This window comes from Sediminimonas sp. (assembly GCF_024637375.1).
Taxonomy (GTDB): domain Bacteria; phylum Pseudomonadota; class Alphaproteobacteria; order Rhodobacterales; family Rhodobacteraceae; genus Sediminimonas.
Genome location: NZ_JAGXFK010000046.1, coordinates 15,180 through 40,579 on the forward strand (window position 1 = coordinate 15,180; position 25,400 = coordinate 40,579).

The window sequence follows — 25,400 nt, forward strand, 5'->3', positions numbered from 1 at the left end:
CGCTCATGCCACCCGCGGGGCACCCGACTGAAGCGCATCGGGGTCGATCCCGCGCTTCTCGGCGCTCGCGCGCACGGCCTGGCGAAGTGCCTCGCTCCGCTTGAGCAGGCGCCGAAAACGTTCTTCGTCGAGCACCAGGAGCGTCGACGGCGCGATGGCTCGCACCTCGGCGCGACGGGGCTTTTGCATCAGGATCGCCATCTGCCCGAACATCTCGCCGCGACCCAGCCGCCAGGTCTGCCCGGCGCTTTGCAGCTCGACGGCGCCCGACGCGATGAAAAACACGCTCTTTGCCGCGCTGTCCTTGCGGATGATGACGTCGCCCATGTTGACGTAGCGCGTCACCAGTGCCCGTCCCAGCCGCTTCACACGCGCATCGTCGAGGTCCGCGAACAGCGGGAACCGCCGGACCAGCTCGGCCCGCTGCGGTGCGATATCCAGGCGCGGGCGATGTTCTGCCGCGGCCCGGCGCGCGGCGAGGCCGTTCATGAGGGAGGTATAGACCTCCAACCCGATCAGCCCATCCTCGCGCATCGCCATGTATTCCCGTTCCTCCAGCCGCAGCGCCGTGCGGCGGATGAAGCGGCGTTCGAGCTTCTCCGCGTAGCCGGGGTATTGCAGGCGCAGGCCCTCAAGCGAAGTTTCCACCGCCTCGACCCGCCGCGACAGAAGTTCGTGCAGCAGGTCGGCCACCCTTTTGCCATGGATACGGCGGATGCGCCCGTCGATGAAGGTGCCGAGATCGCGCAGGATCAACCGTTTCGACAGCAGCAACTCGAACCGGTCGGCGGTCATGCGGGCCAGACGCACGGATATGCCCAGCCGGCTGTGCAGCATCACCACCGCGCGGAAGACGCGTCCATAGGCGACCGACCGACGGGCGGCACGCATGTAGCCGCTGCGCCCGCCGGACCGCGCGCCCTCGATCAGCCGGTCGGCGTCGGACAGGACCTGCTCCGCCATCCGGGCCGAGATCGTGCGCTCGCGCACGCGGGTAATGATCGTGTCGCGTTCGTGCCCTGCCAGCGCGATCAAGCCCAGCGTGATGCGGTCGCGGTCGAGAATCTCGGCGCGATCCTCGGCGCTCTTCACCGCCGCATCCAGCCGCTCGCCGAAGCGTTTCGCCTCGGAGCGCACGATTTCGCGCGTCAGTTCGTAGTTCTCGGTCGTGCGGGCGACGTCCTCGCGCACGGTTTGCAACGCCACGGCGATGACCTGCCGCGACAGCGCCTGGTCGATGGGCGAGAGCCGGTCGAGGCCGAGCCAGGCGATCACGTTTCGCAGCGTCGTGCCCTGGAAGACGAGCGTGAAGAGCGTGAAACCCGTGGCCAGAATGCCGACCACGCGCTTGGTCTCCACGGGAACCCGGAAGCTTTCGGTGACGGCCAGCGCCAGCGCCAGTGTGATCGCGCCGCGCAAGCCCCCCCAGAGGATCGCAATGCGGTAGGGCCGCTCGACCGCCGGCGAGGCGCGCAGCAACGTCAACAGTGGCAGCAGCCCGAACAGGATCACCGCCCGCGCCGCGATCGCGGCGAGGATCACCACGCCGACCAGCACGAAATCTTCGGTTCGGACTTCCTCCAGAAGCCGTGGGATCAAAAGCGCGGCGAGGATGAAGATGAGCGCCCCCGCCCAATGCGCAAGCAAGTCCCAGACCTCGCGCAGGTTCGACCAGGCGACGGGCGGCAGGCGCCCCGGCCCGGTCAGGTTCAGCGTCAGGCCCGCCGACACGACGGCGATCACGCCCGACGCCCCGATGCTCTGCTCCGCCCCGATATAGGCAAGATAGGGTAATGCGACGGAAATAGATATCTGCGCCAACTCGTGGCGGGAAAATAGCGCCATGACCCACACCGCGACCCGCGCCGCCACCCAGCCCGTCAGCGCGCCCCCAGCGATCAGAAGCGGGAACCGGCCAAGCGCATCGCCGAGGCTCGGGTCCGGTACGCCCAGCATGACGAAGCTCATGAACAGCCCGAAAAGCGCGATGGCGGCGGCGTCGTTCAACAGGCTCTCGCCCTCGATGATCCGCGCCAGCCGGCGTGGCGCCGAGATCGACCGGAAGATCGACACCACCGCCGAAGGGTCGGTCGTTGACACGATTGCGCCGATCAGAAGACAGGTCGCCAACGGCAGCGCGCTTGCCCACGCAAGCGCGTAGCCGACGCTTAACATCGCCACGACAACCGCCACGACAGCGAGCACGAGAATCGGCACCCAGTCGTCGAGCATCCGGCGCAGGTTCATTCCCAGCGTCGCCTGGAACAGCAGCGTCGGCAGAAAGACGTAGAGAAAGACGTTCGACCGGATCGGCAGGCCCAGGATCGCTTCGGCGACCGGGTTCAGCGCATCCGTCAGTTCGGTGCGCAGGAAAAAGGTCGCGGCCGCTCCGATCAAGACGCCAAGACCGGCGAGGATCACGCTGTAGGGCAACCGTAGCTTTGCCGCCAGCGGTTCGGCCACGCCGATGACGAGGAACAGCGATGCGATGACCGTGGTGATCAGAACGATATCCATAATCATGAAATAGCGGGAAAACCGGCCATGGGGAATTGGTACGAACAGGAAATGCATCGGTTTCCGGCAAAACCGCTACGTTGTTCGTTGTATCATGTGCGTGGCTCTGCAGCTGCGCCTGCGCCGCGGTTCGCGGGGGCTCAGCCCCGGCATGGCGTCGCACGCGCGCGTGGCGCGCGCGTGGTGATCAGAAACGATATTACCAGTCGTGCGCGGGCCCTGTTTTCATGGTACCCAGTCTCAGCAGATGCCCGAGCGCCTCCTGGCCCGTGATCTCGCGTTGTTATTGGGGGTTGTTGGGAAACAAGACACAATAACAAAGGTGATCAAAATGAGTCTTCCGGAAGCTACCAAACCCGCACTCTGGGGTGCAGTCGGCGGCGCAGTCGTCGCAATCGTGATCGGTTTCGCCTGGGGCGGATGGGTGACCGGCGGGCAGGCCAGCAAGATGCAGGCCGCAGGCGCGGAATCAGCCATCGTCCAGGCGTTCACGCCGCTCTGCGTGGTCAAGGCCGAACAAGAGCCGGAACAGATCGCGTTGCTGAAGGAAGAACGGCGTTACCAGCGCGACAACTTCGTGGTTGATGCCGGCTGGGTCGATAATGTGAGCGAAAAGTATCGCTCGGACGTGGCGGATGCATGTGCCGATACGATCATCGAGGGAATGAAGTAATCCGTGCGCGGCGCCATGCGCCCACAATGCCCGGTCTAGGGTGAAGTTCGCTCGCTTGGGCTGAGGCACACGATTGGGAAGATCGGCACGGCGCGTTGAGCGCAGCCGGTCTTCGACTCCACTGAGCGTCCGGCCTTGCGTATTGACCAGCGCCCAACCTGCAAGGAGCGGGCCTTTGTCACAACGACGATAGGCCAAGCGCAGATGCAGGGCGCCCTCTGGCCCCGCGTTTGCGCTTGGGGTATGCGTTTCTCGCGATGGTCTGCCGAACCATTGACGTTGCCGCACGGACCGGATCGGTCGCAACAGTCCCCGAGGTTTCCAGTGCCTTCAGGTTTCGGCAGCGTGTGTGGTCGGTAGACGGCGTATTCATCACCAAGACGACCGGTCTGCCTGGCCCCGCGCGCCGTCGCCTTGGAAGGGATCCTCTCAGATTGCCATCGCGGGTATTCTGATGTACTTACAACCGTAGTTTGTATAAGCGCGTTTTCGATGTTCCAACCGAATGCATTTCTCGCTCGCCTGACCGAGCTTAATCGGCCCAGCAAGCGCGCGCTGCAGGTCTTCGCCGACAGCGTTCTGATCTTGCTGTGTTTTACCGCTGCCATGGCGCTGCGGCTGGAAAGCGTCAGATTCGTGTTCGATGTGCAGGTCTGGCTGCCGCTTCTTCTTGTGCTGCCCGTCACCCTGGTCGTTTTCGCCAGGCTGGGTCTTTACCGCGCCGTCGTCCGCTACATCACCGGGCTGGCCTTGCGCGTCATCCTGATCGGGGTTGTCGTCTCGTCGGTCGTGCTTTTCGTCGTCGCGCAACTCTTCTCCGCCCCGGTGCCGCGGTCGGTGCCGGGCATCTACGCGTTGTTGCTGTTCGTGACCGCCGGCGGCTTGCGTTTTCTGATGCGTGGCCTGTTCCGCCAGCCCGTGTTGCGCAACCGCGTGCCGGTGATCATCTACGGTGCCGGAGCATCAGGCCGGCAGTTGTTGAACGCGCTGTGTGATGGCCCCGAATACCTGCCGGTGGCGTTCGTCGATGACGACCCGTCCTTGCAGGGCACCACGGTTGGCGGCAAGCGCGTTCATGCGCCGGAAAAGATCGGCGCGCTCGTCGATGCAGGACAGGTCAGAACGGTGTTGCTGGCCATGCCCAGTGCCGGCCGCGCCCGGCGGCGCGAGATCGTCGCGGCGCTGGAGCCGCTGGGGGTCGAGGTCAAGACCATCCCCGGCATGGCCGATATCGTCGCCGGGAGGGCAAAGTTCAGCGACCTGCGCAATGTCACCCCGGAGGATTTCTGGGCCGCGATCCGGTGGCGCCGCGCGAGGAACTGATGAGCCGCAACATCACCGGCAAGGTGGTGCTGGTTTCGGGGGCCGGGGGGTCGATCGGCAGCGAGCTTTGCCGCCAGATCATCAATCATCGTCCGGCTGCGCTGGTGTTGCTGGAAATGTCGGAATTGGCCCTCTACTGCATCACCAACGAGTTGCGCGAAACGCTGGCCGAGGACGGCGGCGAGGTGCCGGTCGAGCCGGTGCTGGGCTCGGTACAGCACCGCGGCCGCGTGGCCGCCGTATTGCGGAATTTCGGGGTGCAGACGATCTATCACGCCGCCGCCTACAAGCATGTGGTCCTGGTGGAAGAAAACGTGGTCGAGGGTGTTCGCAACAACGTCTTCGGCACCCGGACCCTCGCCGAGGCGGCCGTAGAAGCGGGCATCGAGGACTTCATCCTGATCTCGACCGATAAGGCGGTGCGCCCAACCAACATCATGGGCGCGTCGAAACGCATGTCGGAACTGGTTTGCCAGGCCCTGGCACGCGATCATCCGCGCACGACGTTCTCCATGGTCCGCTTCGGCAACGTTCTGGGGTCGTCGGGGTCGGTCATCCCGCGTTTTCGGGCGCAGATCGAACAGGGCGGCCCGGTGACCGTGACCCACCGCGAGATCACGCGTTTTTTCATGACCATCCCCGAGGCCGCGCAACTGATCATCCAGGCCGGGGCCATGGCCCGGGGCGGGGATGTCTTCGTGCTGGACATGGGCGAGCCGGTCAAGATACTCGACCTGCCGCAGAGCATGGTGCGCTTGCACGGGTTGAAGCCGTTCCTTGTGGACGAGGCCGGCCGCCCCGAGGTCGAGGCCGGTGACATCCCGATCAGCATCGTCGGGCTCAACAAGGGCGAAAAGCTTTACGAGGAACTCCTGATCGGCGAAGACCCGCATCCCACGGATCATCCGCGGATCATGACGGCGACCGAGGGCTCGCTGACCCGTGCCGAGCTGGACGGCTTCCTCGAACGCCTGTTTCGCGCCTGCCAGGCCTTCGACGTCCCCGCGATCCGCCAGGTTTTCACCGAGGCGCCCCTGGCCTACCGCCCGACCAGCGACGAGGTGCACGACCTGATGTGGGTCGCCTCGATGTCGGGAACGGTCGATGACGGCCCACGCATGCTCGAAGTGGCCAGCAGCAAGGATTGAAAGGCGGGTGCCGCCACCTGCTTGCGATTACGCCTCGCCGCCGGACAGCACTGCAAGCAGGCGGCGCAGATCGTCGAGGCCGAAGGGCTTTGACAGGTGCGAATCAAAACCCGCGCTGATGTAGTCCACGATCTGGTGCGCCATCGCATTGGCCGTCACGGCCACCACCGGCACCGGCGGGCGGCTGTCACCGCTCTCGCGCGCGGCCTCTTGCGCGCGGATCTCGTGCAGGGCGCTGACGCCGTCCATACCGGGCATCGCGATGTCCATCAGAACGATATCGTAATCCTTCGCCGCGGCCGCCGCGACGGCGGCCTGCCCGTCGTTGACGATCTCGACCGACGCGCCGAGTCTTTCGAGCATGGATTGCATCAGCATTCGGTTGGAGGCATTGTCATCCGCCGCCAGCACGCGCAGCTCCGCGAAGCCGCTGTCGTCAGTATCGGCCGCGGTTATTTCGGGCGGCGGCGTCTCGGCCATGTCCAGCGGCAGGGTCACGGTGACGGTGGTTCCTTCGCCGGGGTTGCTGTCGATCTTGATCGTACCGTTCATCAGGCCGACAAGGTTGCGCACGATCGACATGCCCAACCCGGTGCCGCCATAGCGGCGGGTGGTAGAGCTGTCGGCCTGGGTGAAATCGTCGAAGACGCGGTCCACCTGCGCGGCGCTCATGCCAATGCCGGTATCCTTGATCACGACGGTCAGGGGTTGGCCCTCGCGCCCCGAGATGGTCATGCGGACATGCCCCTCTTCGGTGAACTTGATGGCGTTGCCCAGAAGGTTGTGCAGAATCTGCTGGACGCGGTGCGCGTCGCCCTTGCGCGGCAGTTCCGCGCCCGAGCCGATCATGACCTCCAGCCCGATATTCTTTTCCTCGACCTTCAGCAGGTGGACGGCTTCCAGCCGTCGCGCGGCGGTGGCAATGCTGAAAGGCGCGTTTTCCAGTTGCAGCTTGCCCGCCTCGATCTTGGAAATGTCGAGGATATCGTTGAGGATGTTGAGCAGCGTCCCCCCCGACTGCCGGATCACATGCACCATGCGCTGTTGCTCGGGGTCGGTGACTTGCGATTCCAGCAGTTCCGCCATGCCGAGAACGCCGTTCATCGGGGTGCGTATCTCGTGGCTCATGGTGGCCAGGAACTCGGACTTGGTGGCATTGGCGACCTCGGCGCGCTCGCGCGCCTCCACCAGGCGGGTGTGGGCCATGTCCATCTCCAGCGCCGCCGCCGTGACATGCGCCGCGGTGGCCAGCGCCCCGGTCACCGACGGTGGCCAGCCGTCGAAGCCGCCGTGCGCGTCGTCGTCACAGATGTCGAAGCCGATGAAGCCGACCAGCCGACCCTCGGCGATGACCGGATAATTGCAAAGCGCCCGCACCTGCAGCGGATCCATGATGGCGCGTTCTGCTGCAGTCATCTGTTCGGGGGATGCGATGATGACCGGCTCGCCCTTGCTGAACTGTTCCTGCCAGCGGTTCAGCCCGACGGTCAAAAGGTTCAATTCCTGCAAATCGGGGTTGTCGATCTGCGGCGTGGCGGTGTCGTCGCACCACTCGAATTCCTGGCTGACGATCCAGTCGGCTTCGGCATCGTCGGGCGCGGCAGGGTTGTCGAGGCGGAAGTAGTAGCTGCGGTGCACGGACGCCGCGCGCCCGATCTCGACCAGCATGCGGTTGCGCTCCTGCACCCAGTCGCCGTTGCCCAGCAACCTCTCGGACGTGCCCGCGATCGCCTGCATGATGTGCTGGTGGCGTTTTTGCTCGGAAATGTCGATGGCGATCCCCGACAGCATCGCGGTCTTGCCGCCGGGATCGCGCTGCGTAACCCGGGCACGGGTGAGCATCCACACGTAGCGGCCGCTGACATGGCGAACGCGCAGTTCCTGTTCGACGGTGTCCTGGCCCGACAGCACCCGCAGGGTTTCCTCGCGCAGCGATTTCTGGTCGTCGGGGTGCAGCATGGCCAGAAACTGTGCGCGCGACATGGAATCGAGCGTGCCGGGCTGGTGGCCCAGGATATCGGCCAGCAAGGCGTTGACGAAGATGGTATCGCGTTCCACGTCCACCTGGAAGGTGACAACGCGTGCCCCGGATATGATGTCGGATAGCTGCTGGCGGGTGCGCACGATCTCGGTGATGTCGATGCGCAGGCCAACGTGCCCGCCATCGGGGGTGAGCTGTTCCAGCACCCGCAAGGTGCGCCCGCCCGCAAGCGACAATTCGAACGGTTGGCCGGGGTTGCGGTGCGCCTCGAGATGCTCTTCCAGCCATTCCTCTTCGCGGCCGACGGCATTGGCATATTGGCCCTCTTTCAGCCCATGCTTGAGTATGTCCTCGAAGCGGGCGCCGGGAATCATGGCGGGGCGGGTACGCGGAAACAACTCGCGGTAGCGTTCGTTGCACATCACCAGCCGATCGTCGGCGTCGTACAGCACGAATCCGTCGGGCAGCGCATCGATCGCGGTGGCAAGCTGTTCGCGGGCGCGCTGTGCCTCGCTGCGCGCCGCTTCCTGCTGGGTGATGTCCCACGCCATCGCCACCAGGGCCGAGCGGCCCGCATCGTCCATCCGCTGGATGCGGATATCGGCGGGGTAGTGGCTGCCGTCGCGACGGCGGTGCCGGGTCTGGAAGGTGACGACCTCGTTGCGGCCCGCACGCAGCGGCGCGACCAGGTCGTCGAATTCCGCGGGCGTCATGTCGGGCTTGATGTCGAGCGGCGTCATGCCGCTGAGTTCGTCCGAACTGTAGCCCAGATTGGACCGTGCGCCGCGGTTGACCTCGGTAAAGCGCAGCGTGCGCGCGTCGAACACATAGATTTCGTTCAGGCTTTCCTCGATCATCCGGCCCAGCCGCGCCGCGCGGGCGTGCTCGGCCTCGGCCTGTTTGTGCGCGGTAACATCGGTAAGATGGATCGCCCAGCCCATGATATCGGCGTCGCGACCCAATGGGCGGAGGATGGGCGCGATGTCGATGTCGAAACTGCGCCCTTCGACCGTCATTTCCGTCATTTCCGGCGCGGCATCGGTTTCCAGCACCTCGTGGGCCAGCAGGCCGACCTGCGGCAGGGTTCGGATATCTTTGCCGACCACGCCGTGCCCGTCGGCCAGCACCCGCCTCGCCGCCGGGTTGGCACTGGTGATACGCCCTCGGTCGTCGAAAACGATCATCGGGTTGCCGGTTTCGAAAAACAGCATCTCGCGGGCGATGCCGCCCAGGTTGAATATCTGGCCCGCCAGAACCACCCGGGCCATCACTGCCAGCCAGATGGCAAAGGTGAACGGGGTGGGGTCGAACCCGAACAACGTGAAGCCGAACAGCACGTAACCAAGGTCGACCGCGATCGGGATGGCGGTTGCGATGGCCAGGCTGGCGAAGGCGCCGCGATAGCTGGGATGGGCGCGAAACAGGCAATAGATCACCACGCCAAGGGCGGCAGCCATGAACAGGTAGAGGTAACCCGCCGCGAGATAGAACAGCGGCCCGTGGTCGTATACGGCGCTGACCCAGTTCCCGATGGGCGCCAGGTGCGTATCGGGGCCGTAAAACAGGCCGTGCAAGGGGTTGGTGAAGGCCAGCGTGCTTATCCCCACCGGACCGGCAACCAGCAATGCCCGGCGCCACGGGCTGGCAGTGGTGTCCTTGGCGAAGGAATAATCCACCAGGAACAGCGCCCAAGCCGTGGCTGTCAGTGCGATTCCGGGCCAGGCGGCCTTGGCCCACAACACCTTTCCCTGAAGGGTCGGGCTGCCCATTTCCAGCGCCGCGGCGCCGAGCCACACCAGCAGCCCCGCCATCGCGACCAGGAAATAGAGCCGACCGGGAAATCCAGCCTGGCGCCTGACCCAAAGCGCGGAAACCAATACTGCGAGCCATATGGCCAGTGCGAAGATGACGGGAAAATGCAAGGTGGGGGCGACTGCGAATTGTGACAAATCGGGGCTTTCGTTTTCGTTCCCCCCAATGGTTCGACTATACCGCTGTTGCGGCGAAAGGCAATCGCTCCGATTGGGGTGTGCCGCATGCGCGGGATATGCTCTTGTCGATATGACACGACATCGCGGGAAGGAAGATCATGACCAAGGTTCTGTACGAAAAAGACGGGCGAATCGCACGGATCACGCTCAACCGACCGGAGGTGCTCAACGCGATCGACGACGACGTGCCGGTGCTGCTTCAGCAGGCGGTCGAGCGCGCCGATGCCGATGACGGGGTGCATGTGATGGTGCTTGCCGGGGCAGGGGATGCCTTCTGCGCGGGCTACGACCTGGCCTATTACGCAGAGGGCAACGGAACCGGCGACGTAACGCAACCGATGCCCTGGGACCCGATCAAGGATTACCGCTTCATGTGGCGCAACACGCAGGCGTTCATGTCGCTGTGGCGGGCGATGAAACCGGTGGTCTGCAAGGTCCACGGGTTTGCCGTGGCCGGCGGTTCCGACATCGCGCTGTGTGCCGATTTGACGATCATGGGGGAAGAGGCGCGCATCGGCTACATGCCGGCGCGGGTTTGGGGCTGCCCGACCACGGCGATGTGGGTCTACCGGCTGGGCGCCGAGCGCGCCAAGCGGATGCTGTTCACCGGCGACAAGGTCACCGGGCGCGAGGCGGCCGAGATGGGGCTTGTCCTCAAGGCGGTGCCGGATGACGAACTGGACGACGCGGTCGAGGAAATGGCGCAGCGCATGGCCAGCGTGCCGATCAATCAGCTTGCGATGCAGAAGATGGTCATCAACCAGGCGGTCGAACAAACCATGCAGACGACGCAACGCCTGGCCACGGTTTTCGACGGCATCACCCGTCACTCGCCGGAAGGCATCCATTTCAAGGAACGCGCCGAGGCCGTGGGCTGGAAACAGGCGGTCGCCGAACGCGATACCGGCACCTGGGACTGGACGGCCAACGGCCCGCTGCCCGGCAGCAACCGGGGCTGAAGCCGCGGCTCAGCCGCCGATTTTCTCACGCCCATGTGGCGCGTCATGGTCCAGAACCGGGTTGATCGGGATGATGCGGTACGGATTGATCGTGTCGTGGCTGTAATGGTAGTGGCGCACGATGTGATCGAAATGCACCGTCTTCGCCACGCCCGGCCACTGGTATAGCTCGCGCGTGTACCCCCAAAGGTTGGGATAATCCACGATGCGCCGCCGGTTGCACTTGAAATGCAGGTGGTAGACCGGGTCGAACCGGATCAGCGTGGTGAACAGGCGCCAATCGGCCTCGGTGATGCGCGCGCCCATCAGGTAGCGGTTGTCGGCCAGCCGCTGCTCCAGCCAGTCGAGGCTGTCGAACAGCGCGTGCACCGCTTCGTCATAGGCCGCCTGCGTGGTGGAAAAACCGGCCTTGTAGACGCCGTTGTTGACCGTGTCGTAGACGCGCGCGTTGACCTCCTCGATGCCGTCGCGCAGGTCTTCGGGCCAGTAATCGTCTGCGTTTCCGGTCAGGTGGTCGAACGCCGAATTGAACATGCGGATGATTTCGGCACTTTCATTGGACACGATCGTGTCGCGCTGCCTGTCCCATAGCACAGGCACCGTCACCCGCCCCGAGATGCCCGGATCGGCGCGCAGGTATACCTCGCGCAGGAAATCATGCCCGAACAGGTCGTCACCCGTTGCGCCCGCGAAATCGGTGGCAAAGGTCCAGCCATCCGACAACATGTCGGGATGCACCACCGACACGCCGATGTGACCTTCCAAGCCCTTGAGGCTGCGGAAGATCAGCGCGCGATGCGCCCAGGGGCAGGCATAGCTGACATACAGGTGATACCGACCGCTTTGTGCGGCGAATCCCCCGTCGCCCGAGGGGCCGGCAGCGCCATCGGGTGTCACCCAGTTGCGAAACGCCGAGGTCGAGCGCACGAACCGCCCACCGGTCTTGCCGGTGTCGTACCATGCGTCGTGCCAGACACCGTCGATCAATTGACCCATCGCTGCTACTCCTTCCAGTGTACCTACAGACTATGCGAAAGTACCGGGCGGCGACAGGCTGATGGCCGCGCATGCCACCTGCGCCCACGCACACGCCCGGCACATTGGCTGCCTGTTCCGCTCGCCCGAAACATCCCGTGGGAACCGCGTGGCAAGCGCGACGGGGCAACCGATGCGCAACGGCAACCGTGGGGCGTTCCGGTCGCGGCGTTGCGAAAGCTTCACTTGACCGGGCAGGCCAAAACGCCATTCTTGAGGATGACGACCGCGACGGAGGGCCGCCCGATGACTACTTTCCTGTCCCGTGAAGTGCGCGAGGGGCTCGAACAGGCGCGCAAGCGCGCCGCCCGGCGCAGCAGCCGGCTGAGGCTCAGGGTAGACGGCGAAACCTGGCCGGTGCTGCGCCTGTGGGACGGCGGCTTCGCGCTCGAGGCCGATGAGGCCCCGCACCTGCGCGGGCTGGTGGACCTTTACGATGGCGGCAGGCACCTGTCGCAATGCCTGATCGTGGCCAGCGCCCAGGAAGGCGGCGAGATGCATTACGAGTTCAAACGCATCACCGCCGCCCATGACAGCGCTCCGGTCGATTTCGCCCGCGACGACGACGCGCCCACGGCCCTGATCGGGCCCTGACGCCCGCACCTGTCAGCCCACGATGTTGGCCGCGGGGCCATATGGGAAACCGGTGATGTTCTCGTGGCCGTCCGCAGTGATGATGGCGATGTCGTGTTCGCGGTAGCCGCCGGCACCGGGCTGGCCCTCGGGGATGGTCAGCATCGGTTCCATCGAGATCACCATGCCCGGCGCCAGTACGGTTTCCACGTCCTCGCGCAACTCCAGCCCCGCCTCGCGCCCGTAATAGTGCGACAGGATGCCGAAGGAATGCCCGTAACCGAAGCTGCGGTATTGCAGCAGGTCGCGCTCGGCGAAGAAGGCGTTGATCCGTTCGGTGATTTCAGCACAGCGCATGCCGGGCTTCAGCAGGCTGAGCCCCAGTTCGTGCGCCGCGACATTGGCGTTCCATATGCGCAGCGAATCGGGGTCCGCCTCTTGCAGGAACAGGGTGCGTTCCAACGCGGTGTAGTAGCCCGAGATCATCGGGAAGGTGTTCAGTGACAGGATATCGCCCCGCTGCAACTTGCGGGCGGTGACGGGGTTGTGGGCGCCGTCGGTGTTGATACCCGATTGGAACCAGACCCATGTGTCGCGGTACTCGGCCAGCGGAAAGCGGCGGGCGATTTCAAGCTCCATCGCGTCGCGCCCGGCGATGGCAATGTCTATTTCGCGTGCGCCGGTGCGGATCGCGTCGCGGATCGCGTGGCCGCCGATATCCGCGACGGCGGCGCCGGCGCGGATCAGGTCCAGTTCGGCGGGGGATTTGTGCATGCGCTGGCGCATCGTTGCCGGGGCGAGATCGACGCGCGCGACAGGCGCCAGGAACGTGTCGAGCGCGGCGGATTGCGTGAGCGTCAGGTGATCGCCCTCGATCCCGATTGCGCGCCCTGTGCCGGTGACCGACAGGATCGCACGCCAGTAGTTGTCGCGGTGCCAGTCGGTATAGGTTATCGCGTCGCCGTGGCTGTGCCGCCATGGCTGCGCCCCGTCGATGCCGGCGCTGATGGTCACGCAGGCGTCATCAGTGACGACAAGCCCGTAGGGCCGCCCGAACGCGCAGTAGAGGAACCCCGAATAGTACGCGATGTTCTGCATCGAGGTGAACACCGCCGCTTCGATGCCTTGCGCGGCCATGGTTCGGCGCAGTTCGGCCAGGCGCACCTCGTATTCGGCGGTGGCGAAGGGCAGGTGGCGGTCGCCCTGGTGAAAGCGGTAGAATTGGGGGCGTCGTGTCATGGTCAGACCTCCGAGAAGGGGCCTGATGCCTGTTCACGCCAGACCCCCGGAAAGGTCCCGGCGTTCAGGACGTGGCGGATCGCTGTCCGCGGGCGAGGCGGCGCGGCGGGATGCGCGCGGCCCCTGCGGCGACGCCATCGCCGCGGGCCCGGTTACGTTCATACAGGGCCTGCGGCGCCCCGGCAAGGGCGCCGCAGGCATCACTGCAGGTCGGCGAAGGCCGATTGCAGCCGCTCGACTGCCTGTTCGACCAGCGCGCGCGGCGTGGCCAGGTTGAAGCGCAGGAAATCCTCGCCGCCGGCGCCGAATGTCGGGCCGTGGTTGGTGGCGATGCGGGCGGTTCTTTCGACCCGGTCGGTATACTCGGCGCGCGTCATGCCGGTGCCCGAGAAATCCACCCAGGCCAGGTAGGTGGCCTCCAGCGGCATCGACCGCAGCCCCGGTATGGCGCCCACGGCATCGTCGAACAGGCGCCGGTTGCCGTCGAGATAGGTCATCAGGTCGTCTACCCAGGCCGCGCCCTCGGGCGAATAGGCGGCGGTGGCCATGTGCAGGCCGAAGGAATTGGGCGACAGGCCCAGCCCGGCCATGCGCGCGGCGAAACGCGCGCGCAGGTCGGGGTCGGGAATGATGACGTTGCCCGAGTGGCTGCCGGCGATGTTGAAGGTCTTGGTCGTCGCGGTCATCATCACCAGCCGGTCGCGCACGCTGTCGTCCACCAAGCTCATGGGGATGTGGCGCTGGCCGGGCATCACCAGGTCATGGTGAATCTCGTCCGAGACCAGGATCAGGTCGTGGCGGCGGGCGAAATCGGCTACCCCCTGCAATTCCTCGCGCGTCCAGACGCGGCCGCCGGGGTTGTGGGGCGAGCACAGGATCACCATGCGTTCGCTGCCGTCCAGCACCGCGTCGCAGGCTTTGAGGTCCATCTCGTAGCGGCCGTCGTTGTCGACCAGCGGGCATTCGACCACGCGGCGGCCGTTGGCTTTGATCACCTTGGCGAAGGCGTGGTAGACGGGGGTGAACAGAACCACGCCGTCGCCCGGCTCCGTGAACGTGTCGACGCACATCGCGGTGCCGTTGACCAGCCCGTGGGTGGTGAAGATCGAGTCGGGATCGACCTTCCAGCCGTGGCGGTTTTCCATCCACCAGGTGATCGCCTGTTTGTAGGCGCGGTCATCGCCGAAATAACCGTAGATGCCGTGCTCGTGCATCTGCCCAATCGCGCGCTGGATGCACTCGGGGGCGCGGAAATCCATGTCGGCGACCCACATCGACAGACCGTCCCCGGGCGACAGGCCATAGATTTGCTCCATCATGTCCCATTTCATCGAATGGGTGCCGGTGCGGTCGATTATCTCGTCAAAGCTCATGCACTGTCTCCTTTTCGGCGCAGCTTAGCCATGGCGGCAGCCGGTTCAATGGTGAAACGCGGGCCGTGGTCGGGATGGTGGGCGCGTCGCAGTGGGTTATTGCACCGCAAGGGGCCATGTCCTAAATGCATGACATGACGAAACGCCCGATCCTGATCCACCCCGATCCGCGCCTCAAGAAGGTGTGCGACCCCGTGCCCGATATCTCGGACGGGTTGCGCGCGCTTGCCGACGACATGCTGGAAACCATGTACGACGCCCCCGGCATCGGGTTGGCGGCGCCGCAGGTGGGGGTGCTCAGCCGGTTGATCGTGCTCGACTGCGTCAAGGAGGAAGGCGCGACGCCGCAGCCCATGGCGATGTTCAACCCCGAGGTAGTGGCCGCCTCGGACGAGTTGACGAGTTACGAGGAGGGCTGCCTGTCGATCCCCGAACAATACGCCGAAGTCACCCGCCCGGCGGATGTCAGCGTGCGCTGGATCGACCGCGACGGGAACGAGCGCCAGCAGGATTTCGGCGGCCTGTGGGCCACCTGCGTGCAGCATGAGATAGACCACCTGAACGGCAAGCTGTTCATCGACTACCTCAAGCCGATGAGGCGGCAGATGATCACCCGCAAGATGGTAAAGCTCAAGCGCGAGAAGGCCCGGGCATGACGCCGCGGGCAGTGTCTGTGTCGGGTCGAACCGCTTCTGGGCGGCCTCCGGGCACGGGCGCATGACCGTGCGGCGCTGCATCCCGTGGCCCGATGGGCGCCTGCGCCGCCCTGCCGAGACGGTCGCGGCGATCGCGGATGATGTGCGCGCCACCTGGAACGACATGACTGATACCATGGAAGCGATGCCCGGCGTCGGACTGGCGGCGCCGCAGATCGGCGTGATGCTTCGGCTGGCGGTCGTCGATGCCAGCGAGGCGCGCGGACAGGCGGTATGCATGGCCAACCCCGAGATCGTCCACGCCAGCGCGCAGATGCGTACCCATGACGAGGCCAGCCCCAACCTGCCCGGTGTCTCGGCGAAGATCGCGCGGCCGCGCGCCGTCACGGTGCGGTTTCTGAACGCGGACGGCGCGGTTGAGGTGCGTGATTTCGTCGGGCTCTGGGCGACAAGCGTGCAACACCAGATCGACCACCTGGATGGGCGCATGTATTTCGACCGGCTGAGCAAGGTGAAGCGCGACATGTTGTTGCGACGGGCGCGCAAGATCGGCTGAGGGCCGCACCCCAGGCGGGGGTGGAGTTGAGTATTTGTGGAAAGATGAAGGGGCTGACATGCGTGTGATCTTCATGGGGACACCCGATTTCTCGGTTCCGGTGCTGGAGGCGCTGGTCGCTTCGGGGCACGAGATTGCGGCTGTCTATACCCAGCCGCCGCGGCCTGCCGGACGTGGCAAGCGCGACCGCCCCTCGCCGGTGCAGGCCCGGGCCGAGGCGCTGGGGCTGGAGGTGCGCCACCCTGCCAGCCTGAAATCGGCCGAAGAACAGGCGGCCTTTGCGGCCCTCGACGCCGAACTGGCGGTCGTGGTCGCCTACGGGCTTATCCTGCCCAGGCCGGTCCTGAATGCGCCGGCGCGCGGCTGTCTGAACATTCACGCTTCGCTGTTGCCGCGCTGGCGCGGCGCGGCGCCGATCCAGCGCGCGATCATGGCCGGTGACGCCCAGACGGGCGTGTGCATCATGCAGATGGAGCCGGGGCTGGACACCGGGCCGGTGCTGGCGTCGCGGGCCACCCCCATCGGCGCCGGGGAAACCGCCGGCGATCTGCACGACCGCTTGTCGGAGATGGGCGCGGCGCTGATCGTCGAGGCGCTGGCGAAGCTCGATACGCTGACGCCGGTGCCGCAGCCCGATGACGGCGTGAGCTACGCCGACAAGATAGACAAGGCCGAGGCGGCGGTGGACTGGACGCGCCCGGCCGCGGTGGTCGACCGGCAGATCAGGGGGCTGTCGCCCTCTCCCGGCGCCTGGACCTGGATCGAGGGCCAGCGGGTCAAGCTGCTGGGTGCGGCGCCGGCCGCGGGGCAGGGCGCGCCCGGCGAGGTTGTCGCGACCGGGCCGGACGGGCTCGACGTGGCGTGCGGGACGGGGGCGGTGCGGATAACCCGCTTGCAACGCGCCGGTCGCGCGGCGCAGGATGCCGATACGTTCCTGCGCGGCATGCCGCTGGCGGCCGGGGCACGGCTGGGCGACTAGGCTGCGCCGCGAACAGGTCCATCGGGAGAAGAGGCCATGAACATCATCGGGCTGATCATCGTGGGCGCGGCGGCGGGGTTCCTGGCCACGCGGCTGATGCGCGTCGAGGCCGGTATCTGGACGACAATGGCCATCGGCATCGCCGGGGCGTTGATCGGCGGGGTCGTGCTGCGCGCACTGGTGACGGTGATGGGGCTGGCGGCCGGGTTTGTTGGCGCCCTTCTGGGGGCGCTTCTGCTGGTGTGGTTCTGGCAGCGCTACAAGGGGCGCTGAGCCGGGCGCGTCAGGCGGCGGTGGCGTCGTAGCCCGCGCCGGCGATCGCGGCCTTGAGCGCGTCCGGGTCGAGACGGCTTTCGATGCTGACATGGCGGGTGCCAAGGTCGCAGTCCACGCGCGCCTCGGGGTCGGCGGCCTTGAGCGCGGCCTCGATCGCGGCGGTGCAGTGGCCGCAGCTCATCTCGGGAACGGCGAATCGGGTCATCTCTGGGCTCCTCCATCCAGCTTCGTGTCTCCCTTAACAGCGGGCTTCCTGCGCTGGAAGGTCAAGCCCCGCTTGTGCCGCCTGCCGGGCGCGCGCGGTACCGCGTCGCGTGGCCGTGCCACGTTGCTCGGCACGGCGCTGCGCCGCCGCAAGGGTTTTCCCGGCTGCGGAGTCGCTTTCGCATGATGTTGTGTCGGCCCAGCCCTGAGATTTTCAGCGTGATCGTTAGAGATAATGGCAACACATGCCAAGGGAGTCGGTTGCGCAATGAAAACCCATGTCAAAGCTCTGGTTGTCGGTGGCGGCGCCATCGGCACCTCGGTCGCCTACCACCTCGCGCGCGCAGGCTGGGACGACGTGATGCTGCTGGAACGCGACGAGCTGACCAGCGGATCGACCTGGCACGCCGCGGGCCTGCTGCCACTGTTCAACATGGGCTACGCGGTCAGCCATATCCACGACTACAGCGTCAAGTTCTACAAGACGCTTGAGGCGGAGACCGGGCTAAACGCCGGGTTCTCGGTGGTTGGCAACCTGCGCATGGCCCAGACCGACGCGCGCATGGACGAATACATGCTCTATGCCGCGACCGCCGAAACCGTGGGCATCGCCTATGAATGGCTGAGCCCCGCACAGATCAAGGATCGCTGGCCGTTGATGCGCACGGATGATCTGAAAGGCGCGATCTATCACCCCGAAGACGGCTACATAAACCCTGCCGACGTGACCATGGCGATGGCCAGGGGCGCGCGTCAGCGCGGCGTGGCGATCGAGCGCAAGTGGCAGGCCGACGCCTATGAATGGACCGGGTCGGAGTGGCGCGTGACGCTGACCAGGATGGTCGAGAAGGGCGGCAACCTCGTGCCGTCGGACGAGCAGACCGTCATCACCGCCGAACATGTCGTCACCGCCACCGGCAACCACGCGCAGCGCACCGCGCACCTGCTGGGCATCAGGATGCCGGCGATCCCGGTCGAGCACCAGTTCATCGTCACCGAGCCCGACCCGGCGCTGGTCGACTACCGCAAGCAGGGCAACCCCGAACACCCTGTGCTGCGCGACGCCGACGCCAAGTGGTACGTGCGCGAGGAACGCGGCGGCTGGATCCTTGGCCCCTACGAGCGCGGCGCGCCGGCGCGGTTCGAATACGGGGTGCCCGACAGCTTCCGCGCCGATCTGTTCCCGCTGGACCTGGAGCGGATCGAGGAAGAATACATGTCGATGATCCACCGCATCCCCTCGACCGAGGAGGTGGGGCTCAAGGACGATTTCAACGGCCCGATCTGCTATACCCCCGACGGCAACCCGCTGGTCGGCCCGGCGCCGGGGCTGCGCAACATGTGGCTGGCCGAGGGATTCAGCTTTGGCATCACCGCCGCTGGCGGCACCGGGTACTACCTGGCGCAGATGATGGTGAACGGCGAGGCCGAGATCGACATGGCGTCGCTCGACCCCAAACGTTTCGGCACCTGGATAACGACCGAATACGCCGCCCGCAAGAACGAGGAGGCGTATGAGCACGTCTATATCCTGCACCACCCCGACGAGGAACGCCCCGCCTGCCGGCCGCTGCGCACGGCACCGTGCTATGACCGGCTGAAGGCGCGCGGTGCGCAGTTCGGCGTGGTCAACGGGTTCGAGCGGCCCAATTACTATGGCCCGCTGGATGCGCACGAGAATTTCGACCACGACGCGCGCAGTTTCCGCCGCGGCGGCTGGTGGCAATACGCGGTGGACGAGGCGCGCGCGATCCGCGAGGGCGTGGGCCTGATCGACGCCTCGGCCTTTACCAAGCACACGGTCAAGGGGCCGGGGGCGACCGCGTTTCTTGACTGGTTCACCTGCAACCGCCTGCCCAAGGTGGGGCGCATCAACCTGACCTACGCGCTGACCCCGAAGGGCACCACGCGCACCGAATATACCATCGTGCGGCTGGCCGAGGACGAATACTACCTTGTCTCCTCGGGCGCGCTGACCGATTACGATGGTGACTGGCTGCGTAAGGCGGCCGCCGACAAGGCGGCCGAATTCGGCTATGTTGCGGTGGAAAACGTGACCACGCAATACGGCGTATTCGCCATCGCCGGGCCGAAGGCGCGTGACGTTCTGCGCGAGGTCGTCAAGGATGCCGACCCCGACACCGTTCTGGGAAACAAGCGATTCCCGTGGCTGTCGGCGCGCCAGATCGAGCTGGGCATGTGCCCGGTCAACGCGATCCGCGTGGCCTATACCGGTGAGCTGGGCTGGGAACTGCACCACCCCATCGAGATGCAGAACTACCTCTTTGATCTGCTTGAGGCGGCGGGCGAAAAGCACGCGATGAAGCTGGTGGGCATCCGCGCGCAAAACTGGCTGCGCCAGGAGAAAAGCTATCGCGCCTTCGGCAACGAGCTGGGCCGCGATGCCACCCCGCTGGAGGCGGATCTGCCGCGCTTCATCGACACGAGCAAGGAGTTCCAGGGCAAGACCGCGATGGAGGCCATGGGCGTGCGTGTGAAATGCTGCACGCTGCTGATCGACGGCCCCGATGATGCCGATCCGTGGGGGCGCGAGGCACTGTACACCCCCGAAGGCACCCGCGTCGGGCGGCTGACTTCGGGCGGCTATTCGGTCGCGTTCGGCAAGTCCATCGGCATGGGATACGTGAAACCCGAGATGGCCGAACCGGGCACGCGGTTGCAGGTGCGGATGTTCAACAAGCTCTGGGATGCAGAGGTGACCGTCGACAGCCCCTACGACCCCAAGAACGAGGCCATCCGCAAGGACGGCTGATTGCGGAGCCGGTGGTCGATCCCGGGGCGCGTCTGACGTGTCGCGCCGCGATTCCGCGCCTGGAATGGCGGGTGTAGACGGTTTTCCGCGTTGATCGTTCAGCCCGGTCTTTGTGCCGCCCTAGAAATCCAGGCCCAGGTCCAGCGTTCCGGCGGAATGCGTGAGCGCCCCGATCGAAATGTAATCGACCCCGGTCGCCGCGACCTCGGCGATGCGGGCCAGCGTCATGTTGCCCGACGCCTCGGTGACGACCTTGCCGCGCGCCATCGTCACGGCGCGGGCCAGGGTATCGGTGTCCATGTTGTCCAGCAGCACCACCTCGGCCCCGCCGGTGGCGAGCACCTCTTCGAGTTGCGCCAGGCTGTCGACCTCGATCTCGACCCGGATCATGTGCGAGCGCGCCGCCCGCGTCGCCTCCAGCACCGGGCGGATACCGCCGGCGGCGGCGATGTGGTTGTCCTTTATCAGGATCGCATCCGACAGGTTGTGGCGGTGGTTGAACCCGCCGCCGTGCAGCACCGCCTGCTTTTCCAGGATGCGCAGGCCCGGCGTGGTCTTGCGGGTGCAGGTGATGCGCGTGGCGGTGCCCTGCGCGCGCGCGACATGGGCGGCGGTCAGCGTGGCGATGCCCGACATGCGCCCGGCCAGGTTCAGCGCCACGCGTTCGGCCGCCAGGATCGACGCGGCGCGGCCCGAAATCGTCATCAGCGTGTCGCCGGGTGTGCAGGGCGCGCCATCGGGCACGATGGTGTCGATGGCCAGGTCCGGGTCGATCAGCGAAAATGCCAGTCGCGCCGCCTGCATGCCTGACACGCGGCCTTCGGCGCGCGCGTTGAGCCGTGCCGCGTAGCGGGTATCGGCGGGGATGACGGTGCGCGTGGTCACGTCGCCGGCGCTGCCCAGATCCTCCATAAGCGCGTTGCGCACGATCGGCTCGACGATCAGGTCGGGCAGGGGGGGCTGGCGGGTCATGTGGTTTCCTCCACGGCGCGGTCGCGCAGAACGCGCGCCTCTTGCAGGGTCATATGGCTGCGGTGTGCCTGCGTGGGGTCGGGGGCGGGAAAATCCGCCCGCCAGTGCCCGCCGCGGGATTCGCGCCGTGCCAGCGCCGCGGCGGCGATCAGGGTTGCCGTTGCGGTCATGTTGCACAGTGTCGGGCAGTCGGGCTGGCGCGCCTCGATCGCGGCGATCCGCACCAATGCGCGGGTCAGCCCGGCTTCGGTACGGATCACGCCGACATCGGCGGTCATGACGTGGCGCAGATCGGCCACCAGCGCCGGGTCGGGGTGACCACCCGCGCCGGTGAATCGGATCGCGACCGGGTCGGCGACCGCATCGCCGGGGGTGGCGGGCTGGCTGTCGCAGATGTCGCGCGCCGCCGCGCGGGCATAGACCAGTGCCTCCAGCAGCCCGTTCGATGCCAACCTGTTCGCCCCGTGCAGCCCCGTCGCGCTGGCCTCGCCGCAAACCCACAGGTTGGCCAGAGAGGCGCGCCCGTGCGCGTCTGTGTCGATGCCGCCCATGTGGTAGTGCGCCGCCGCCGAAACCGGGATCGGCTCGCGCACCGGGTCGATTCCGGCGCGGGCGCAGGCGGCGGCAACAGCGGGAAACTGTTCCGTGATGCGCGCGCCGAGGGCCGCGCGGGTGTCGAGCATGGGGCGGTTGCCGGCCTGTTTCTGGGCGAAGATGGCACGTGCGACCACGTCGCGCGGGGCCAGTTCGGCATCGGGGTGCACGTCCAGCATGAACCGCTCGCCATGCTGGTTGATCAGTGTCGCCCCCTCGCCGCGCAACGCCTCGGTCGCCAGCGGTGCGGGGTCTTCGCCGATGTCCATTGCGGTGGGGTGGAACTGCACGAACTCGGCGTCCGAGATCATCGCGCCGGCGCGCGCCGCCATGCCGATGACCTGCCCGCGCACCCGTGGCGGGTTGGTCGTCAGTTCGTAGAGCCCCGCCGAGCCGCCCCCGGCCAGAAGGACCGCCGGAGTACGGATGCTCAGCTCGTCCGAGCCGGCGTCGGTCGCGGCGCGCACGCGCAGCCCGGTCACCGCATTGCCGTCGGTCTCCAGCGCGGTGGCGATGGCGCCTTCCAGCACCTGGATCGACGGGGTGCCGCGCACCGCGGCGATCAGGGTTTCCATGATCTGGTGGCCGGCCTGGTCGCCCTGTACGCGCACCACGCGGGCCATGGAATGTGCCGCTTCGCGCGACAGCACGTAGTGGCCGGTGTCGTCGCGGTCGAACGGCGTTCCGAGCGCGCTGAGCCCGGCGATATGTTCGGGGGCGGCGCGGGTGACACGCTCGGCCACGTCCGCGTCGACCGTGCCGGCACCGGCGCGCACCGTATCGCGGGCGTGGGCGGCGGGGCTGTCGGGGGCCTCGATGGCGGCGGCGACGCCGCCCTGCGCCCAGGCCGAACTGGCCCCGGTTCCGAGGCTTTCGGGCGAGACCATCAGGACCGGACGCGGCGCCAGGCTGAGCGCGGCATAAAGCCCGCCCAGGCCCGCACCCACGATCAGCAGGCGGTCCGTGGTGATAATATCGTTGCCCACCCCGCCGGCGCCGTCACGCCTTGCCGGCGGCGTTGGTGATGTCGATCATCCGCTGCACCGAAGCGCGCGCCTTTTGCGCCACGTCCGCCTCGACGGTGACTTCCTCGGTCATCGTGTGCAGCGAATAAAGCACTTTCTCCAGCGTGATCTTCTTCATGAACGGGCACATGTTGCAGGACTTGACGAACTCGACACCGGGCAGTTCATCGGCAATGTTCGACGCCATCGAGCATTCGGTGACCAGCAGGGTCTTTTCCGGCTTGTTGCGCCGGACCCAGTCGATCATGCCGCTGGTCGAGCCGGTGAAATCGGCCTCGGCCACCACATCGGGGGTGCATTCGGGATGCGCCACGATGGCGATGTCGGGGTCGTTCTCGCGGTAGGCACGCATTTCCGCGGCGGTGTAGAGTTCGTGTACGATGCACGACCCGGCCCAGTAGACGATTTTCTTGCTCGACTGCTTGGCGACATTCTGCGCCAGGTACTGGTCGGGGGTCATGATGACGGTGTCACCCTCCATCGCCTCGACGATTTGCAGCGCGTTGGATGAGGTGCAGCACACGTCCGAGGCCGCCTTCACCTCGGCGGTCGTGTTGACGTAGCTGACCACCGCCGCGCCGGGATAGCGCGCGCGCATCTGCTCGATGCCCTCGGCGGTGATGCTTTCGGCCAGCGAGCAGCCCGCATTCATGTCGGGGATCAGAACCGTCTTGGACGGGTTGAGGATTTTCGACGTCTCGGCCATGAAATGCACGCCACACTGTACGATCACATCCTGGTCGACCTCGGTCGCGCGGATCGCCAGTTGCAGGCTGTCGCCGACGAAATCCGCGATGCCGTGATAGAGTTCCGGCGTCATGTAGTTATGTGCCAGGATGACGGCGTCGCGGTCTTTCTTGAGCTTGTTGATGGCGGCGACGTATGGCGCATGGATCGCCCAGTCGGCGGGCGTGACCACCCGCGACATGCGCGCGTAGACGTCGCGCATCTCCTCCGCCAGGTCGACGGACGGGGACAGGTCGTAATGATCCGCCAGCACGGACCCGATCTTGGTTGCATCAAGCACCGAAACGCTCCCATGTAGTTGGCGTTCGCCCCTTATCTATTCACTTGGCGGGCAGACTTCCAGCCTCAATGGCATCCGCCGGGGCCGGGACCATCTTGCCGGGATTCATGATTCCCGCCGGGTCCAGCGCCGACTTCAGCGCGCTCATCACCGACCATGCGGCGCCGTGTTCGGCCTGCATGTAGTCAAGCTTGCCGATGCCGATGCCATGCTCGCCGGTGGCGGTGCCGCCCATGTCGAGGGCGCGCTCGACCATTCGCGCCGCCAGCGTCTTGGCGGCGTCCACCTGCACCAGATCGGATTCGTCGAACAGCAGGATGCAATGGAAATTGCCGTCGCCCACATGGCCCAGAATCGGCCCGGAAATGGGTGAGGCGGCGATGTCGGCACGCGTTGCCTCGACCGCCTCGGCCAGGCGCGAGATCGGCACGCAGATATCGGTGACCACGGCGCGTTCGCCGGGGCGCGAGGCCAGGATGGCCCAGTGCGCGTGGTGACGCATCGTCCACAACGCGGTACGCGCCTCGGGGCGTTCGGCCCATTCGAAACCGCGCGCGCCGTGTTCGGCGGCGATCTCTCCGAATGTTTCGGCCTGCTCGCGCACACCGGACTCGGAGCCGTGGAATTCCACCATCAGGTGCGGGCACTCGGGCAGGTCGCTGCCCTTGTAGGCGTTGAAGGCGGCGGCGGTGGCGGCATCGACGAACTCGATCCGGGCCATGCCGATGCCCATCTGGATGGTCTCGATCACCGTTTGCACCGCGTCGCCGATCTGGTCGAAGGCGCAAACGGCCGCGGTCACCGCCTCGGGCTGGCCGCGCAGCCGCAGCGTCAGTTCGGTGATCAGCCCCAGTGTGCCCTCGGAGCCCACGAAGAGCGCCGTCAGGTCGTAGCCCGCGGATGTCTTGCGCGCCCGCGTGCCGGTGCGGATTATGCGGCCATCCGACAGCACCACCTCAAGTGCCAGCACGTTGTCGCGCATGGTGCCATAGCGCACAGCGGTGGTGCCGCTGGCACGGGTCGCGGCCATCCCCCCCAGCGTGGCATTGGCCCCGGGATCGACCGGAAAGAACAGCCCCGTGGCGCGAAGTTGGGTGTTCAGGTCCTCGCGCGTCACGCCGGGTTGGACGACGACGTCCATGTCATCGCTGTTGACGTGTAGCACCCGGTTCATCAGGCGGAAGTCGACGCAGACTCCGCCGCTGAAGGCCTGCGCCTGCCCCTCCAGCGAGGTGCCCGCGCCCCAGCCGATCACCGGGCAGCCATGCGCTGCGCAGATCGACAGTATCCGGGCGACCTCGTCTTTTGTCTCGGGGTAGGCGACGGCATCGGGCGGTGCCAGCGGAAAATGTGTCTCGGACCCGCCGTGCTGTTCGAGATCGGGCTTGGACCGGGTCAGCCGTTGGCCTAGTAAGGTTTCAAGTTCGGCAAGTGCTTTTGCGATGTTCATGTCTGTTCCTGATCTTGGGCGTTCGCGGCACATGCTAGGTCAAGCGGGCTGGCCGCGAAAGGGGCCGCGGGTGCAG

At 66.3% G+C, this 25,400-nt stretch carries 20 protein-coding genes; 10 read left to right on the forward strand and 10 right to left on the reverse strand.

The window, feature by feature from the left end; genetic code table 11:
• Positions 1 to 3: 3 nt before the first annotated feature.
• Entirely contained in the window at positions 4 to 2,517 is a 2,514-nt protein-coding gene (locus Q0L89_RS07165) for a cation:proton antiporter (protein WP_296763472.1), read from the reverse strand.
• A 247-nt stretch (positions 2,518 to 2,764) separates the two neighbouring features.
• Between Q0L89_RS07165 and Q0L89_RS07170 the strand changes: the two genes are divergently transcribed.
• The 3 genes from Q0L89_RS07170 (at position 2,765) to Q0L89_RS07180 (ending at position 5,661) form a co-directional block, all read left to right on the forward strand.
• Positions 2,765 to 3,190, forward strand: coding sequence for a hypothetical protein (locus Q0L89_RS07170; RefSeq protein WP_296763473.1), 426 nt, complete (start codon positions 2,765 to 2,767; stop codon positions 3,188 to 3,190).
• 492 nt (positions 3,191 to 3,682) lie between these two features.
• Entirely contained in the window at positions 3,683 to 4,513 is an 831-nt protein-coding gene (locus Q0L89_RS07175; RefSeq protein WP_296763474.1) for a hypothetical protein, read from the forward strand.
• Positions 4,492 to 5,661 (forward strand): UDP-N-acetylglucosamine 4,6-dehydratase family protein, encoded by a 1,170-nt coding sequence (locus Q0L89_RS07180; RefSeq protein ID WP_296763475.1) that lies wholly within the window; start codon positions 4,492 to 4,494, stop codon positions 5,659 to 5,661. The genes Q0L89_RS07175 and Q0L89_RS07180 overlap by 22 nt, the downstream gene beginning before the upstream one ends.
• A 27-nt stretch (positions 5,662 to 5,688) precedes the next feature.
• On the opposite strand, the gene Q0L89_RS07185 is transcribed toward Q0L89_RS07180, so the two are convergent.
• Positions 5,689 to 9,591, reverse strand: a complete 3,903-nt coding sequence (locus tag Q0L89_RS07185; RefSeq protein ID WP_296763476.1) for a histidine kinase N-terminal 7TM domain-containing protein — start codon at positions 9,589 to 9,591, stop codon at positions 5,689 to 5,691.
• A 140-nt stretch (positions 9,592 to 9,731) separates the two neighbouring features.
• Here Q0L89_RS07185 and Q0L89_RS07190 point away from each other — a divergent pair, with 140 nt between their 5' ends.
• Positions 9,732 to 10,592 (forward strand): crotonase/enoyl-CoA hydratase family protein, encoded by an 861-nt coding sequence (locus tag Q0L89_RS07190; RefSeq protein WP_296763477.1) that lies wholly within the window; start codon positions 9,732 to 9,734, stop codon positions 10,590 to 10,592.
• Between the two features lie 9 nt (positions 10,593 to 10,601).
• Here the strand turns inward: Q0L89_RS07190 and Q0L89_RS07195 are convergent, their stop codons facing one another.
• Complete coding sequence (locus Q0L89_RS07195) at positions 10,602 to 11,588, reverse strand: glutathione S-transferase family protein (RefSeq protein ID WP_296763478.1); 987 nt, start codon at positions 11,586 to 11,588, stop codon at positions 10,602 to 10,604.
• A 285-nt stretch (positions 11,589 to 11,873) separates the two neighbouring features.
• Between Q0L89_RS07195 and Q0L89_RS07200 the strand changes: the two genes are divergently transcribed.
• A complete protein-coding gene (locus Q0L89_RS07200; RefSeq protein ID WP_296763521.1) occupies positions 11,874 to 12,221 on the forward strand; it encodes a hypothetical protein in 348 nt (115 codons plus the stop codon).
• 12 nt (positions 12,222 to 12,233) lie between these two features.
• On the opposite strand, the gene Q0L89_RS07205 is transcribed toward Q0L89_RS07200, so the two are convergent.
• Together Q0L89_RS07205 and Q0L89_RS07210 are read right to left on the reverse strand one after the other, a co-directional pair.
• Positions 12,234 to 13,439, reverse strand: a complete 1,206-nt coding sequence (locus tag Q0L89_RS07205) for an aminopeptidase P family protein (RefSeq protein WP_296763479.1) — start codon at positions 13,437 to 13,439, stop codon at positions 12,234 to 12,236.
• 200 nt (positions 13,440 to 13,639) lie between these two features.
• Complete coding sequence (locus Q0L89_RS07210) at positions 13,640 to 14,812, reverse strand: MalY/PatB family protein (RefSeq protein ID WP_296763480.1); 1,173 nt, start codon at positions 14,810 to 14,812, stop codon at positions 13,640 to 13,642.
• A gap of 134 nt (positions 14,813 to 14,946) precedes the next feature.
• Between Q0L89_RS07210 and def (Q0L89_RS07215) the strand changes: the two genes are divergently transcribed.
• The 4 genes from def (Q0L89_RS07215) (at position 14,947) to Q0L89_RS07230 (ending at position 17,276) form a co-directional block, all read left to right on the forward strand.
• Positions 14,947 to 15,468 carry a peptide deformylase gene (def, locus tag Q0L89_RS07215; protein WP_296763481.1) on the forward strand — a complete coding sequence of 174 codons (522 nt, stop codon included), beginning with the start codon at positions 14,947 to 14,949 and terminating at the stop codon, positions 15,466 to 15,468.
• A 61-nt stretch (positions 15,469 to 15,529) separates the two neighbouring features.
• Positions 15,530 to 16,024 carry a peptide deformylase gene (gene def / locus Q0L89_RS07220; RefSeq protein WP_296763482.1) on the forward strand — a complete coding sequence of 165 codons (495 nt, stop codon included), beginning with the start codon at positions 15,530 to 15,532 and terminating at the stop codon, positions 16,022 to 16,024.
• Positions 16,025 to 16,082: 58 nt separating this feature from the next.
• Complete coding sequence (gene fmt / locus Q0L89_RS07225; protein ID WP_296763483.1) at positions 16,083 to 17,003, forward strand: methionyl-tRNA formyltransferase; 921 nt, start codon at positions 16,083 to 16,085, stop codon at positions 17,001 to 17,003.
• Between the two features lie 36 nt (positions 17,004 to 17,039).
• Entirely contained in the window at positions 17,040 to 17,276 is a 237-nt protein-coding gene (locus Q0L89_RS07230; RefSeq protein ID WP_296763484.1) for a GlsB/YeaQ/YmgE family stress response membrane protein, read from the forward strand.
• A 10-nt stretch (positions 17,277 to 17,286) separates the two neighbouring features.
• Here Q0L89_RS07230 and Q0L89_RS07235 read toward each other — a convergent pair whose 3' ends face one another.
• Positions 17,287 to 17,484: a heavy-metal-associated domain-containing protein gene (locus tag Q0L89_RS07235; RefSeq protein WP_296763485.1), complete on the reverse strand. Its 198-nt coding sequence runs from the start codon at positions 17,482 to 17,484 to the stop codon at positions 17,287 to 17,289.
• A gap of 267 nt (positions 17,485 to 17,751) precedes the next feature.
• On the opposite strand from Q0L89_RS07235, the gene Q0L89_RS07240 reads away from it, so the two are divergent.
• A complete protein-coding gene (locus tag Q0L89_RS07240; RefSeq protein WP_296763486.1) occupies positions 17,752 to 20,256 on the forward strand; it encodes an FAD-dependent oxidoreductase in 2,505 nt (834 codons plus the stop codon).
• Positions 20,257 to 20,376: 120 nt separating this feature from the next.
• On the opposite strand, the gene nadC is transcribed toward Q0L89_RS07240, so the two are convergent.
• Genes nadC through Q0L89_RS07260 form a run of 4 tightly spaced genes read right to left on the reverse strand, consistent with a single transcriptional unit; the run spans position 20,377 to position 25,324 of the window.
• Positions 20,377 to 21,228 (reverse strand): carboxylating nicotinate-nucleotide diphosphorylase, encoded by an 852-nt coding sequence (gene nadC, locus Q0L89_RS07245; RefSeq protein WP_296763487.1) that lies wholly within the window; start codon positions 21,226 to 21,228, stop codon positions 20,377 to 20,379.
• Complete coding sequence (locus tag Q0L89_RS07250; protein WP_296763488.1) at positions 21,225 to 22,808, reverse strand: L-aspartate oxidase; 1,584 nt, start codon at positions 22,806 to 22,808, stop codon at positions 21,225 to 21,227. Before Q0L89_RS07250 ends, nadC begins: the two co-directional genes overlap by 4 nt.
• Before the next feature lie 13 nt (positions 22,809 to 22,821).
• Positions 22,822 to 23,874 carry a quinolinate synthase NadA gene (gene nadA, locus Q0L89_RS07255; protein WP_296763489.1) on the reverse strand — a complete coding sequence of 351 codons (1,053 nt, stop codon included), beginning with the start codon at positions 23,872 to 23,874 and terminating at the stop codon, positions 22,822 to 22,824.
• Between the two features lie 40 nt (positions 23,875 to 23,914).
• Entirely contained in the window at positions 23,915 to 25,324 is a 1,410-nt protein-coding gene (locus Q0L89_RS07260) for an FAD-linked oxidase C-terminal domain-containing protein (RefSeq protein WP_296763490.1), read from the reverse strand.
• Between the last annotated feature and the right edge of the window lie 76 nt (positions 25,325 to 25,400).